Here is a 13,503-nt window from a genome sequence, read left to right as displayed (position 1 = left end):
GTACCAACGGGCCCTCGCTCATGCGGGCAGTGCCGCCTCGATGAGGTCGGCCGCCCTGCGGGTGCCGCCCTCCTGCGCCGTCTCCGCCTGGATCTCCTTCAGTTTCCGGGCGACTTCGGGGTCGTCGACCAGCGCGAGGGCGGCCGCTTTCAGGGCCTCGGCGGTCGCCTCCTCGGTGTCGATCCGGCGGGCGACACCGAGGCCCTGGAGCATGTCCGCGTTGCCGAACTGGTCCACGGCCTGCGGTACGGCGATCATCGGCGTGGCGGTCGCCAGTCCCTCCTGGCTCCCGCCCGCGCCGGCGTGCGTGACGAACAGGTCGGCCTGCTTGAGGATCGCCAACTGCGGTACCCAGGCGCGTACTTCGACGTTGTCCGGCACGGTGCCGAGTTCGGCCGGGTCCACGTGCCGGCCGATCTGGAGCACGAGGTGCCAGCCGGGGAGGTCACCGAAGGCCCTGACGCATTCCCGGTAGAAATCGGGCCGCCGGGTGAACGAGGAACCGAGCGAGACCAGCGCCACCCTCTCCGCAGCGGCCGGCCGCTGCCACTCCCCCTCAGCTCCGCGGTCGCCCTGACAGGCGCCGACGAAGGTGTACACGCTCTCGTCGACCCGGTCGGCGTTCGGCTGCAGAGCCTTCGGGATCAGCACGAGAGAGCGGTCGGGACGGCCGACGAAGGTGTCCGGGTGCATGGCGACCCCGTTCTCCGCCAGCCAGCTCTGGAAGCGGGCGTAATAGGCCTGCCCGCGCTCGGTCTTCTTGGGCTCGGCCCACATCGGTTCGGCGACCTCCTCCTCGTAGCCCTGCCAGGCGACGAGGTTCGGCGAGAGGGAGATCGCCGGCACGCCCCAGCGGTGGGCGAGGATGCGGGCCGGGTAGGCGGTGATGTCATGCAGGACGAGATCCGGTCGGTCACCGTCGTACGCCTCGACCTGCTGCGGCAGGGCCTGGATCGCGTCGGCGAGGAAGAGCTCCACGTGGTCGAGCAGCTCGGTGCCCCAGGCCGCCGGGTCGTCGTCGGGACGGGGGAGGGTCGAGTTCCAGGGCTTCACCTCGGCGCCGGTCTCGGCGACCTTCTCGGCGAACAGGGGCGGGACGGCGTACGTGACCCGGTGCCCGCGTGCCACGAGCTCGCGGATCACCTCGAGGCTGGGGTTCACGTGGCCGTGAGCGGCGATGGAGAACATGGCGATGTGCGAGCGGGTGGTCATGACAGGGAGGCTAGGCGAGACGATACGTCTCGTGCAACCTGCTGGGGCGTTCGGAGCTGCGCGGCGTCCGTTGTCCGCGGCGCCGTCGTGGCTGTTCGCGAAGTTCCCCGCGCCACTGGGCCCGCTCACGGCATCAGCGCCTTGTACAGCCGCAGCCAGTTGTCCGGTGCCACCTCGCCCACCAACAGCCTCCGGTCGAGCCCCGCGGCGCGAAACGCCGCGTCCACCCGCCGCCGGGGATGGGCCCGGCACAGGGACGCATGCAGCGACCCGCCGACTCCCGAGAAGCCGAGCTCGACCAGGTGCCGCCAGCCGTGCAGCGCCGCGGGCCCGAGCAACGGTGTACGCCGGCGCTCGATCCGGAGGATGCCCGCGTCCACCCGTGGTGCGGGCCGGAAACTGTGCCGGCCGACACGGCCGACCAGCCGCCATTCATGACGGGGCCAGCTCAGGACCGTCACCTGCGTCCACCTCCCGTAGTCCCCGGTGCGCTTACGGGCGTACTCGAGCTGGGTGAGGAGTGTCGCGTCGGCGAGGGCGGGAGCCCGCAGACACCAGTCGACGATGTCCGCGGTCCGCGAGAAGGGCACGTTACCGGCGACGGCGAACCGAGCGCGGGGCGGTCGAGCGACGAGGAAGTCCCCCTCGATCACCTGCACTTGCGGGGCGTCCGAGAAGCGCTCCCGGAGCGCGGGGACGAGCCGCGAGTCGATCTCGTACGCGCGCAGCCGGCGGCAGCGCGGGGCGAGCAACTCGGTCAACGCGCCCTTTCCCGCGCCGACTTCGAGCAGCAGCGGGGTCGGTCGCGGTACGGCGAGTCCGGCGAGGCGTGCGGCGGCGCCGCGGTCGGTGAGGAAGTTCTGCGAGAGCGCGCGGGAAGCGCGGGTGGGACGGCCCATGGCCAGTGGTCCTTGTCTTCCGTGACGGGAAACGGGCAGACGAAGGCCCCGACCGGAAGACTGGGGAAACAGAAGCGGAGACGCGCAGACGTCAGAGGGTGTCGCGCCCCGGGCCGGTCAGGGCTCCGGGGCCGCGGCGCATCCGGATGGAGTGCGTGCAGCCCCGGCCGAGACCGGAGATGTAGATCGCGTTGAAGGCTCCCACGGAGGGCACGCTAGGCGCGGGCCCTCGACGCCGACAACCGAATTTCCTCAGCGCTGGTAGCGGGCCAGCACCAGGTTCCCGTCATCCTCCAGACGTGTGCGCAGCTCACCGAGGCCGATCGCCCCGCTGTAGTACTCCTGGAAGGCGGGGGTGGCGACCTTGTCCTTCCACTCCGGGTAGCCCCGGACGGACTGCGCGGGTGCCGGGCTCAACCGGGAGGCGAGGGCGGTACCGGTGGCCCAGCCGTCCTTGGCGGTGCGCAGGGCGGGGTCCGTCAGGGCCTCGGTTCCGGTGGGCAGCATCCAGTCCCCCAGCGCCAGCCGGACCATGTTCGCGGGCCGGAGCAGGAAGTCGATGAACTCGGCGGCCTGCTTCTTGTGGGGGCTGTCCTCGGCGACGGACAGGGTCTGCGGACTGACGCCCTGGGTGAGCCCGTCGGCGCCGGCCGGGGCCGGCAGCACCTGCCACTGAAAGCCCTTCGGGGCCTGCTGGGCGATCTGCTGACGGTAGGAGAACCCGAGCGGGACCATCGCGTACTTGCCGCCGAAGAAGCCGGGCAGGGTGTCGGAGCCGCCGCTGCCGAGTGTGGTGGGCGAGGCGCTGTGGTCGGTGTTCGCCTGGTCGTGGATCGTGCGGGGCACGGTCTCGTCGGCCTTCTCGAAGCGGATGGTGACCTTTCCGTCGGCGCCCCGGTGGAAGAGCTGTCCGCCTGCCGACAGCGACAGGTTGAGGGTCGCGGAGACGGGTTCCTTGAGCGGCCAGGCCACGCCGTACTTGCCGTCGCCGCTGAGGTGCTCGGTGATCCGCCGGAACTCCGCCCAGCTCCACGGGTGTTCGGGGGTGGGGATCCGGACGCCGGACTCCTTCAGCCACGCGGCGTTGGCGATGAGGACGCGGGGCTCCTGGAGGAAGGGCACTCCGTAGACCCCGTCGCCGAAGGTGGCGGTCTCCCAACTCCGTTGCGGGATGTCCGACTTCAGCCGCTGTGGCAGCAGGTCCTCGAGATCCGCCAGGTAGCCGCCGTAGGCGAAGTCCGCGAGGTCGTCGGAGGCGTCATGGATGATGTCCGGCGCCTCACCGCCCTCGAAGGAGGTGAGCAGCTGGTCGTGGACGCTGTCCCAACTCCCCTGCACGTACTCGACCTTCACGCCGGGATGAGTCGCGTTCCACTCCTTCACGAGTTCCTTGTTGGCCTCGACGGACTCCTCCTGCCAGGCGAGGGACTGGAAGCGGAGGGTGATACGACCGTCCTCGGGCGTGCTACCGCCGGTGCACCCGGCCAGGAGCAGAAGGAGGACTCCCACGAACCATCGGACGCGCATCAGCTCTTCACCGCCCCGGCCAACATGCCTCCCGTGACACGGCGTTGGATGATCGCGAAGATGATCAGTGAGGGAAGGGTGGCGAGGAAGGCGGCCGCCGCCAGGGGGCCGAGGTCGGCGACGCCCTCCGCGCCGATGAAGTGGGTGAGGACGACCGGCAGGGTCTGTTTGTCGGAGGTCTTCAGCAGCACCAGCGCGAAGAAGAACTCGTTCCACGCGGTGATGAACGCGAACAGTGCCGTCGCCACGATCCCCGGCGCGAGCAGCGGCGCCGTCACCGACACCAGGGTCCGCAGGCGCCCGGCCCCGTCGACCGCCGCCGCCTCCTCCAGTTCGGTCGGCACGGCACGGACGTATCCGACGAGCATCCACAGGGCGAACGGCAGCGCCCACACGACGTACACCAGCACGAGGCCCGCAAGGGAGTTGATCAGCCGGAGGTTCTTCAGCACCAGGAACAGCGGGATGATCACCAGCACGAGCGGGAAGGCCTGGCTGACCACCACCCAGCCCGTGGCGGCCTTCGCGAGCCTGGTGCGGTGGCGTGCCATGACGTACGCCAGAGGGGTCGCGATCAGTACGGCGATCACTGCGGCGGCGGACGCGGCGAGCAGGGAGTTCCCGGCGGCGCGCAGCAGGGGCTGTTCGTCGAAGGCCTGGCGGAAGTTGTCGAGGGTGGGGTCCCGCGGGATCCAGGTGGGGTGCAGACTGCCCAGTTCCCGCGGGGACTTGAAGGCGGTGGAGACCAGCCAGAGGAAGGGGAAGGCGAGGAAGGCGAGATAGGCGAGGAGAGCGGCGTACTGGCCTGTGCGGCCGGTGGTGCTGGTCCTCATGCCTGGTCACCTCCCGTTCGGTCCTTGAGCCGGCCCACCAGGAAGAGGGCGAGGAGGAGGGAGATCACCGCGACCATCACGAGGCCCATCGCGGCTGCGTAGCCGAACTGGCCGTAGCGGAAGGCCTCTTCGTAGGCGAAGAGCATGGGGAGCCGGGTGCGGCCGCCGGGTCCGCCGCTGGTCAGTACGTACACCAGGGCGAAGGAGTTGAAGTTCCAGATGAAGTTGAGAGCGGTGATCGCGAGGGCGACCGGTCTGAGGGCCGGCCAGGTGACGGTACGGAATCGGCGCCAGGCGCCCGCGCCGTCCATCGCGGCCGCCTCGTGGAGTTCGCGCGGGGTGTTCTGGAGGCCGGCGAGCAGGGTGACCGTCGTCTGGGGCATCCCGGCCCAGACGCCGACGACGATCACGGCGGGCAGAGCGGTGGACAGGCCGCTGAGCCAGTCGCGGCCGTCGCCGAGGCCGAGGTTGCGGAGGGTCTCGTTGAGGACACCGGCGTCCGGGTTGTAGACCAGCCGCCATATGACACCGACGACCACCTCGGGCATGGCCCAGGGGATGATCGCGAGGGCGCGGGCGAGCCAGCGCAGTCTGAGGTCCTGGTCGAGCAGCAGGGCGAGGCCGAGCGCCAGCAGGAACTGCGGCACGGTCACGCCGACCGCCCACACCAGACCGATCCGGAACGACTCCCAGAACAGGGTGTCGTGCAGCAGGTCCTGGAAGTTGAGGCCGCCGATCCACTGGGTGGCCCGGGTCCGGCCCGACTGGGCGTCGGTGAAGGCCAGCAGGATCCCGTACAGCAGGGGTCCCACGCTCAGCACCAGGATCGGGATCAGCGCGGGCAGCACCAGGAACCAGGCCCCGCGGTCGGGAGGCCGGCGGTCCCCCTCGGCGCGCGGTACGCCCTGCGCCGACCGCTCCGTCGCGGTCACCAAGGTCACGTCATCGGCTCCTTCGCACGGTTCGTGACGTTCCGGCCCTCCTGGCCTGGGCCTCCGTCATGGTCGTGAAGGGGGTAAGCGCCGTCAAGGCAGCGCGCACACGGGCCCACCTGTGGGAATGCGAGACTGGCCGGACGATGGCGTGAACTCGACGCCGTTCGCGGTGGCAATACACGGGCATGCGAGACATGTCAGGACCGGGAGGCCGGACGATGGACGAGGCAGGGGCGCGGGACGTACTGGCCGCGGCGGGGGTACTGCCCGGGGCTCGGCTGCTCGCCCTGGGCGAGAACGCCGTGTTCGCCGCCGGTGACCTGGTCGTCAAGGTGGGCCGCGACGCCGAGCTCCTCGACCGGGCACGCCGTGAACTGGACATCGCCGTGTGGCTCGCGGAGGCGGGGGTGCCCGCGGTGCGGGCGGCCGAGCCGAAGGCGCGGTTGGTGGAGGGGCATCCGGTGACCTTGTGGCACCGGCTTCCCGACGCCGTACGGCCCGCCGAGCCACGGGATTTGGCCGAACTGCTACGGGTCGTGCACGCGCTGCCGAAGCCGTCCTTCGACGTGCCGCCGCGTGAGCTGCTGGGTGGTGTGGAGCGGTGGCTGAGGCTCGCGGGGGACGCGATCGACCTCGCTGACGCGGCGTACCTCCGGGAGCGGCGGGACGGTTTCGCGGCGGCCGCGGCCGCGGTGACGCCTCATCTCGAGCCGGGGCCGATTCATGGGGACGCGCTGCCCCGCAATGTGCACGTGGGGCCTGACGGGCCGGTTCTCGTCGATCTGGAAACCTTCTCCTCGGATCTGCGTGAGCACGATCTGGTGGTCATGGCGCTGTCCCGGGATCGGTACGGGGTGCCTGCGGAGGCCTATGACGCGTTCACCGCCGCGTACGGGTGGGACGTCCGGGAGTGGGAGGGGTGCTCGGTGCTGCGCGGGGCGCGGGAGACGGCCAGCTGTGCGTGGGTCGCGCAGCATGCGCCGTCGAACCCCAAGGCGTTGGCCGAGTTCGAGCGCAGGGTGGCTTCGCTGCGGGACGGTGATGAGACGGTGCGGTGGTATCCGTTCTGACCGGTGCGGTCAGTCATCTCCCCCTTGGACCGTTCGTGCCGCGCTCCTCAGCTCCGTCAGAACCGTGCGGACCGCCCGCCTCGCCGTCCTCTCGGGGCGGTACAGCGCGTCGATGTGCCGTCTCGCCCGGACGCCGGTCAGGGGTCTGAGCACCAACGCCGGATGGCGGCGCATCGTCCAGCGGGGCATCAGCGCCAGGCCGCCGCCCGCTGCCACCGCCTCCGCGGCCACCGCGAACTCGTTGATGCGGTGGGCCAGGTGGAGGCGCCGGCCCGCTGCCGCCCCGATCGCCTCGATGGTGGCCATGACCGGGAAACCGTCGTGGACGGTGATCCACGGCTCGTCGGCCACGTCTTTCGGGGTCACCCGGTCTCTGGCCGCCAGTGGGTGATCGGCGGGCATGGCCACGTCCAGTGGTTCACGCAGGAGCGTGGTGGCCGTCACCGTGGACGGCCAGGCGGGGGCATGGTCGAGGCGGTGGGCCAGGACGATGTCGTACTCCCGGGTGAGGCGGGGGAAGTCCTCCTGCGGAACGTCCTCGTCGGCCAGCCTGGGTACGGGGGCGCCGGGGTCGGCGAGGGCGCGCAGCAACAGGGGGAAGAAGGCCGCGCCGGCGCTGTGGAAGGCCGCCACCGAGACATCGCCCTCGGGCCGGTCCACGAACTCCTCGACCGTGTGCCGTGCGCGTGCCAGCGCCGTCTCCACCTCGATGGCCGCGCCCGCCAGGGCCTGCCCGGCGTCCGTGAGCACCAACCGCCTGCCGTCGCGCTCGGTCAGCGGGACCTTGACCGAACGCTGCAGCAGTCGCAGTTGCTGTGAGATCGCCGAGGGGGTCACCAGCATGGCCTCGGCGACCGCGGTGACGCTGCCCAGTTCGCCGAGTTCCCGCAGGATCCGCAGCTGTCGTTCGTCCATCACGACAGTGTAGGAGTACTAAAAGATCCTTTAAGAAAGTGGATCTGGGCTTCAGCGGGCTTTTGGTGGACGGTGGGGCGGTGTCCGACGCCCGCCGTACCGACGCGGTACTCCTGCTGGTCGCGATCGTCTGGGGTTCGAGTTATCTCTCCGCCCAGACAGCGACGTCCGCTCTCCCTGTCCTGCTGGTGCTCTTCGCCCGGTACGCCCTGTCCGCGCTCGCCTGCCTGGGAGTCGTCGCCGCCCCCGGGCGAGGGCCGCGCCGGTGGACCCGCGAGGAGCTGCGGGCGGGTGTGCCCCTGGGCCTCACCCAGGCCGCCGTCCTCGTCGTCGAGACCTACGGCGTCGCCCACACCAGTGCCGCCAACGCCGGGCTCATCATCAGCCTGACCATCGTCCTCACCCCCCTCCTGGACCGCACCGGTCAGCGGGGCGGTCTGCCGCCCGTCTTCTACGCCGCCGCCGGTGTGTGCGTCCTGGCCGTCGGGCTCCTGATGGCGGGCAACGGCTTCCACACGCCCCGCCTCGGTGACCTGCTGATGCTCGCCGCCGCGGTCGTACGGGCCGGCCATGTGGCGCTGGTCGGCCGGCTCACCGCGGGGCGGGCGATACGGCCGCTGCACCTCACGACCGTGCAGACCCTCGTCGGCACGGCCCTGTTCCTCGCCCCGGCCGCACGCGAGCTTCCGACACTGGCCCACGCCGGCCCGGCCGTCTGGGCACAGCTGCTGTATCTCGCCCTGTTCTGCAGTGTGTTCGCCTTCCTCGCCCAGACCTGGGCGGTGCAGCGCACCTCGGCCAGCCGGGCGAGCCTGCTGCTCGGCACCGAGCCGATCTGGGCCGCCGCGGTGGGGGTCGCCCTGGGCGGTGAGCACTTCACCGTGCTGACCGGGTTCGGGGCGGTCATGATGGTCACCGGCACCTACTGGGGGCAGTCCGTGGAACGCGCCCACCGCGCAACGACTCCGCCCCGCACCGCAGTTCACCCCATCGAAGAGGACACCCGATGCCCGGCGACGACGCCTACGACACCTACGACCGTCTGATCTCCCTGCTCGACGCCTCCTCCGTCGACTACAAGCTGATCGACCACGCGCCCGAGGGCACCACCGACGCCGTGTGCGCGCTGCGTGGACACCCCGCCTCCGAGGCCGCGAAGTGCATCGTCCTGCGGGTCAAGGTGGACCGCCGGACCACCCGGAACGTCCTGGCGGTCGTCCCCGGGGACCGGCGCGTGGACCTTGACGCGATCCGGGCGCTGTACGCCGCGCGCTATGTCGGGTTCAGCGATGCGGAGACCGCCGAGCGGCTGGCCCGCGCGATCCCCGGCACGGTGCTGCCGTTCAGCTTCGACCCCGACCTGGAGGTCGTCGCCGATCCGGACGTCGTGGCCCAACCCCGGCTGTACTTCAACGCCGCCCGGCTCGACCGGTCGCTGTGTCTGCCGGGGGCCGACTACGAGCGGCTGGCGAAGCCGCGGGTGGAGCCCATCGCGGGTCCCCTGCCGGAGTGACGCTCTCTCACACCGTCTCGTCGGCAGGTTCGCGCAGCGGCCAGGTGCTGTCGATCACCGCCGTGGCGTCGCCCTTGCGGCGCAGGAAGCTCTGGAAGTCCGCCGCCCACTCCGCGTACCACTCGATCTGGCGCCGGTGCAGCTCCGCCGGGCCGAGGGCGGCGACCTTGGGGTGACGCGCGGCTATCGCACAGGCGAGCCGGGCCGCGGCGAGGGCGTCGGCGCAGGCGTCGTGGGCGGCGTCGAGTGCGACGCCGTACTCCGTGCAGACCGCTTCGAGGTTGCGCTTGCCGCGCCGGTAGCGGTCCACCGAGCGGTCGATGGTGTACGGGTCGATGACCGGGGCGGGATCGAGGCCGCCCAGGCGCTCACGCAGGGACGGCAGGCCGTACCGGCGCAGTTCGGCGGCGAGCAGGCTCAGGTCGAAGGCGGCGTTGTAAGCGACGACCGGGGTGCCCGTCTTCCAGTAGGCCGCGAGGACGTCCGCGATGGCGTCGGCGACCTGGTCGGCGGGGCGGCCCTCGGCGGCCGCCCGTTCGTTGCTGATGCCGTGCACCGCCACGGCGTCCGCCGGGATCTGTACGCCCGGGTCCGCCAGCCACTCCCGGCGCCCTATGGGCTGCCCGTCCCTGACCTCGATCACGGCTCCCGTGACGATGCGCGCCTCGCGCGGATCGGTGCCGGTGGTTTCCAGGTCGAAGCCGATCAGCAGCTCTCGGTGCCAGCCCATGGGCCGTCCCCCTTCTTGGTGGTGCTTTCCCCCAGTGGTCTCCACCTTCCCATGCGCCACTGACAATCAGAGGGCCGCATTCCGCTTACCGTTCCGGACACTTCGGGAGGCCTGGACACTTCAGGACACCGGAACACTTCAGGACACCGGCCGCGAATCCGCCCAGTTCATCTCGAACTCCTCGCGGTAGGTGGGGAAGAGGCCGCTGTCGTCCACATCGCCCGGCTTGACCACCCGATGGCCGTTGCGCAGCACGAGGACCGGTGCCTCCATGCCTCTCGCCCGGCGCAGATAGGACTGCACGACCGCGATGCCGTCCGAACCGTCGCCGTCCACGAGGTAGGCCGTGAAGCGCGGGGTCTCGTCGTAGACCTGGATCTCGAAGGCGCCCGGGTCGCGCAACCTCGACCGCACCCGGCGCATGTGCAGGATGTTCATCTCGACCGCGCGGCTCAACTCACCGCGTTTCATGCCGAGTTCCCGCTCGCGCCGCTTGACCGCGCTGGAGGCCGGGTTCAGGAACAGCAGCCGCACCCGGCAGCCGCCCTCGGCCAGACGGACCAGACGGCGACCGGAGAAGTTCTGCACGAGGAGGTTGAGGCCGATGCCGACGGCATCCAGTCGGCGGGCGCCGCCGAAGATGTCCTCGGCGGGGAACTGCCTCAGCAGCCGCACCCGGTCGGTGTGCACGGCGACCACGTCGGCGTACCGGTCGCCGACCAGGTCCTCGACCGCGTCGACGGGCAGCCGTCGGGCGGACGGCACGTCGCCGCCGGCGCCGAGTATCTCAAGGAGCTTGGCGGAGGCGCGTTCGGCCTGGCCGAGGACCGCCTCGGACAGGGCCCGGTTGCGGGAGACGACGTTGCGCGTCACCTCCAGCTCGTCCAGGGCCAGTTCGACATCGCGTCGGTCGTCGAAGTAGGGCTCGAAGCAGGGCCAGTGCTGCACCATCAGCTCGCGCAGCTGCGGCAGGGTGAGGAAGCTGAGGACGTTGTCGTCAGCCGGGTCGAGCAAGTAGCCCTTGCGGCGGCTGACTTCGCGGACGGCGACCGCGCGCTGCACCCACTCCTGCCCGGCGGGCCCGGCAGCGGCGACCACCCAGTCGTCGTGGCCGTGGACGGGTTCGTAGATGGGGCGCAGAACAGCGGCCACCACGGCCCGCAGCCGCTGCTCGACGAGGTTCAGCCAGATGTAGGCCCGGCCGGCCCGCTGTGCGCGGGTACGTACCTCGCGCCAGGCGTCGGCGTCCCAGTCCAGTTCCGGCCCGATGGTCGCTCCCGCGTCCATCGGCCGCGCCAGGGACACCGTGCCGGGCGGGGCGTCTGCGGAGTTCCCCTCGTGACCCTCGTCACCAGGGGGCAACTCCAGCCCTCCCGAGCCCACCCGCGCACCGCCTTCCGCTCCCCCGAGCACTCCCGGGGGCATGGCCCCACCCAACGATCAAGGAAGGGTACTCCGGGAGCGGTCGGCGGTGCAGCCGGATGGACAGGGTCAATCTCAACTACCGGGCTCCCAGTGTCCGTTCTGTCCGGCGAGCTCGGCGGGAGTGAGCGGATTCATAGCCGTGACGTCCCTGGGGGCGATGGAGAAACCCTGCCAGTGGACCGGCATGGGCTGCTGGTCCTCGTCCCGGGCGATGTGGTGGAAGCCCACGTTCATCCAGACCACCGGGTGGGTGAGGGTCTGGTCGTTGACCCACTTGTCGACGGACTTGCCCGCTCCGGTGCCGCAGTTGCCGGTGTTGTTGCTGGCGAACTGCTCGCACTGGTTGTACTCGGTGACGTAGACGTCGTGCTTGGTGAAGCCGCGGCCCGGGTACTTCGTGCTCGGACCGGGGACGATCTCGTACGACCGCGGGTGCCAGTCCTTGTTCTTGCCGACCGCGCTGACCATGCGCCACCAGCGGTAGCTCTTGGCGTCGCCCGCGAGTTCCTTGGTGACCGGGGTGCGGGTGGTCTTGACGGTCGCGGCCTGCTGGCCCTGGGCGGCCGCGGTGACCGTCGAGTCGTACTGCTCGACCCGGTTCTTGGAGGAGCCGTCGAGGGCGAAGTCGAGGCGCCAGAAGGCGTTGTGGCTGTGGCTGGTGGCCTGGGCCCGGGGGCCCTTGCCGATGGGCCAGCCGCGGCCGTCCCCGGCGTCGTAGTCCTCGTAGGAGAGGCTGCCGGTCGCGCCGAGGTTCATGGTGACGGTGCCGTCGTCCTGGAAGCGCCACTCGGTCATGTACTCGTACCAGCCGACCTGGTTGACCGAGTAGACGAGCAGGTCCTTGCCCTGGGCCTGGTAGACCTTGTTCGCGCTGTCGCCCTGCATGCGGTAGGCGTGTCCGCGGGAGCGGGTGGTGGTGCACAGACCGTTGACGTTCGGGTGGTCGGGGTCCCAGGAGTCCGGGACCTTGACGCTCTTGATGGTGCCGCCGGGGCACTCGCCCGGGTCCAGGTTCATCAGGCCCTGCGCGAAGCCGAAGCCCGTCAGGTCGTCGTACTCGACGCTGCCGTCGTCGTAGGGGACGTGGATCTGGCCGAGCCGGGCACTGTTGAGGACCTTGATCGGCGAGGCCTCGCCCTTGGGCTGGTAGGAGATGTCCTCCAGGACGAGCCCGGCCTTGCTGTCGTAGCGCCAGCACATCCGCCAGGTCGTGCCGCTGGAGAGCTTCTGCTCGATCTTGTAGGCGGCGCTGCACTCCGCGGCGGCCGCCGCGGCGGCCCTCGGCTGGGCGGCGGCCGGTCCCGCACCGGTCGTGACACCGGCGGCCAGCGCGGCCACGGAGACACCGAGGGCCGCGTGCCTGCGGGCACGGCTGATTCTGTTGACACGCATGAAGAAATGACTCCCCTGCGGAAGTAGCGGGTTGGAAAAGTGGACGGAGGGAGGCGGTCAGCTCTCGAGCTTGGCGACCTTGCGGGCGCTCAGGTCGATCACGAAGGCCCTGGCGTCGATCCAGGGGCCGTTCTTCACCTTCGGGAACAGCCGCACGCAGCGGTGCTCACCGCACTTGTCGAGCGCGGCGGGCTGCCCGCCCGGGACGGCCCGGTACACGGCGCCGGTGAGCAGCAGCTGGTTGGGGTCGGTCAGTTCCTTGCCGGTGGCGTCCTTGTAGTCGGCCTTGAGGTCCGCGCCCAGCGGGTCCGCGATCAGAAGGCTCGCGGCCTCGGCGTACTCGGCGCTGCTCAGCGGCGGCTGGACGCCGTGCTGGGTGCCGGTCGCGACGACCTTGCCGGTGTCGAGGTCGACGGTCCTGGTGACGAGGGTGTCGTCCCGGTAGTCGTAGAGCGTCACGTCGGCGCGCCGGGGCGCGTCCGGGTCGTCCAGTTCGCCGGCCTTCGGGTCGGCGAGGTCGACGGTGAGCCGTTGCGGGCCGCGGTCGCCCTCGACGTCCTCACTGGCGTTGAGCAGCTGCTGGTTCACGGCGATCTGCTCGACCCGCTGGATCTCGTCGTCGGTGAGCGGGTCGCGGCCCTTGCCCTTCTCGCCCTCGGCGGCCGGCGCCTGCTCCACGACCCCGGGCGCGACGGCCCCGTCCGCGCCCTGCCCCGCCTGCGCCGCGGACTGTCCCGCGGCCGCCTTGCCGCCCCCCGTGTCGTCCGCCCCCGCCGTGCCGGGCAGGGTGATCCCGATCATCACGGCGGTCCCGGCAACCGCGACGGCCGCACCTGCCACCACTTTCCCGAGGTGGCGGTGCACTATCTTGCGCACATCTTCCCCCTACTCCCCGGGCAACTCCGGGAGTACGTTTCTGCCCCAATGGTTCGGCCCAGGCCGGTCCTGTGATCGCCCTGTGCACTGGTCGATCGGTAAGAGGGACGTAAGTCATAGGTGGTTCCATCACTTTCGTGGACACTCGAGGCCAAGGCGCCCCACGCGGCGCGGGA

The 13,503-nt window shown here is 70.9% G+C and carries 12 protein-coding genes and 1 pseudogene; 3 read left to right on the top strand and 10 right to left on the bottom strand.

Going from position 1 to position 13,503, the window contains the following annotated elements; all coding sequences use genetic code 11:
- Nucleotides 1-18 precede the first annotated feature (18 nt).
- The 5 genes and pseudogenes from mgt to QF027_RS36825 all read right to left on the bottom strand — a co-directional run bounded on the left by mgt (nt 19) and on the right by QF027_RS36825 (nt 5,412).
- Nucleotides 19-1,249, bottom strand: a pseudogene (mgt, locus tag QF027_RS36845) (macrolide-inactivating glycosyltransferase).
- 88 nt (nt 1,250-1,337) lie between these two features.
- The gene (gene erm, locus QF027_RS36840) at nt 1,338-2,111 is read right to left on the bottom strand and encodes an ErmE/ErmH/ErmO/ErmR family 23S rRNA (adenine(2058)-N(6))-methyltransferase (protein ID WP_307079496.1); all 774 of its coding nucleotides are present in this window, start codon (nt 2,109-2,111) and stop codon (nt 1,338-1,340) included.
- Nucleotides 2,112-2,363: 252 nt separating this feature from the next.
- On the bottom strand, nt 2,364-3,638 hold the full coding sequence (locus tag QF027_RS36835) for an ABC transporter substrate-binding protein (RefSeq protein ID WP_306974906.1): 1,275 nt from the start codon (nt 3,636-3,638) through the stop codon (nt 2,364-2,366).
- Complete coding sequence (locus QF027_RS36830; protein WP_307079494.1) at nt 3,638-4,471, bottom strand: carbohydrate ABC transporter permease; 834 nt, start codon at nt 4,469-4,471, stop codon at nt 3,638-3,640. Before QF027_RS36830 ends, QF027_RS36835 begins: the two co-directional genes overlap by 1 nt.
- The gene (locus QF027_RS36825; protein ID WP_307079492.1) at nt 4,468-5,412 is read right to left on the bottom strand and encodes a carbohydrate ABC transporter permease; all 945 of its coding nucleotides are present in this window, start codon (nt 5,410-5,412) and stop codon (nt 4,468-4,470) included. The genes QF027_RS36830 and QF027_RS36825 overlap by 4 nt, the downstream gene beginning before the upstream one ends.
- A 212-nt stretch (nt 5,413-5,624) precedes the next feature.
- Here QF027_RS36825 and QF027_RS36820 point away from each other — a divergent pair, with 212 nt between their 5' ends.
- Nucleotides 5,625-6,476 carry a phosphotransferase enzyme family protein gene (locus QF027_RS36820; protein ID WP_307079490.1) on the top strand — a complete coding sequence of 284 codons (852 nt, stop codon included), beginning with the start codon at nt 5,625-5,627 and terminating at the stop codon, nt 6,474-6,476.
- Nucleotides 6,477-6,485: 9 nt separating this feature from the next.
- Here the strand turns inward: QF027_RS36820 and QF027_RS36815 are convergent, their stop codons facing one another.
- Complete coding sequence (locus QF027_RS36815; RefSeq protein WP_306974915.1) at nt 6,486-7,391, bottom strand: LysR family transcriptional regulator; 906 nt, start codon at nt 7,389-7,391, stop codon at nt 6,486-6,488.
- 80 nt (nt 7,392-7,471) lie between these two features.
- Here QF027_RS36815 and QF027_RS36810 point away from each other — a divergent pair, with 80 nt between their 5' ends.
- Nucleotides 7,472-8,437, top strand: a complete 966-nt coding sequence (locus QF027_RS36810; RefSeq protein WP_307079488.1) for a DMT family transporter — start codon at nt 7,472-7,474, stop codon at nt 8,435-8,437.
- A complete protein-coding gene (locus QF027_RS36805) occupies nt 8,398-8,904 on the top strand; it encodes a YbaK/EbsC family protein (RefSeq protein ID WP_307079487.1) in 507 nt (168 codons plus the stop codon). Before QF027_RS36810 ends, QF027_RS36805 begins: the two co-directional genes overlap by 40 nt.
- A gap of 7 nt (nt 8,905-8,911) precedes the next feature.
- Here QF027_RS36805 and QF027_RS36800 read toward each other — a convergent pair whose 3' ends face one another.
- The 4 genes from QF027_RS36800 to QF027_RS36785 form a co-directional block, all read right to left on the bottom strand.
- Nucleotides 8,912-9,634 carry a 3'-5' exonuclease gene (locus QF027_RS36800; RefSeq protein WP_307079485.1) on the bottom strand — a complete coding sequence of 241 codons (723 nt, stop codon included), beginning with the start codon at nt 9,632-9,634 and terminating at the stop codon, nt 8,912-8,914.
- A gap of 138 nt (nt 9,635-9,772) precedes the next feature.
- On the bottom strand, nt 9,773-11,059 hold the full coding sequence (locus QF027_RS36795) for an SAV2148 family HEPN domain-containing protein (RefSeq protein ID WP_306974923.1): 1,287 nt from the start codon (nt 11,057-11,059) through the stop codon (nt 9,773-9,775).
- A 72-nt stretch (nt 11,060-11,131) separates the two neighbouring features.
- On the bottom strand, nt 11,132-12,451 hold the full coding sequence (locus QF027_RS36790; protein ID WP_307079483.1) for a copper amine oxidase: 1,320 nt from the start codon (nt 12,449-12,451) through the stop codon (nt 11,132-11,134).
- Nucleotides 12,452-12,508: 57 nt separating this feature from the next.
- A complete protein-coding gene (locus QF027_RS36785; protein ID WP_306974926.1) occupies nt 12,509-13,327 on the bottom strand; it encodes a Tat pathway signal sequence domain protein in 819 nt (272 codons plus the stop codon).
- Between the last annotated feature and the right edge of the window lie 176 nt (nt 13,328-13,503).

This window comes from Streptomyces canus (genome assembly GCF_030816965.1).
GTDB classification, from domain to species: domain Bacteria; phylum Actinomycetota; class Actinomycetes; order Streptomycetales; family Streptomycetaceae; genus Streptomyces; species Streptomyces canus_E.
Note: the sequence above shows the minus strand (reverse complement) of the source record. Positions and strands in the feature narration are given on the sequence as shown.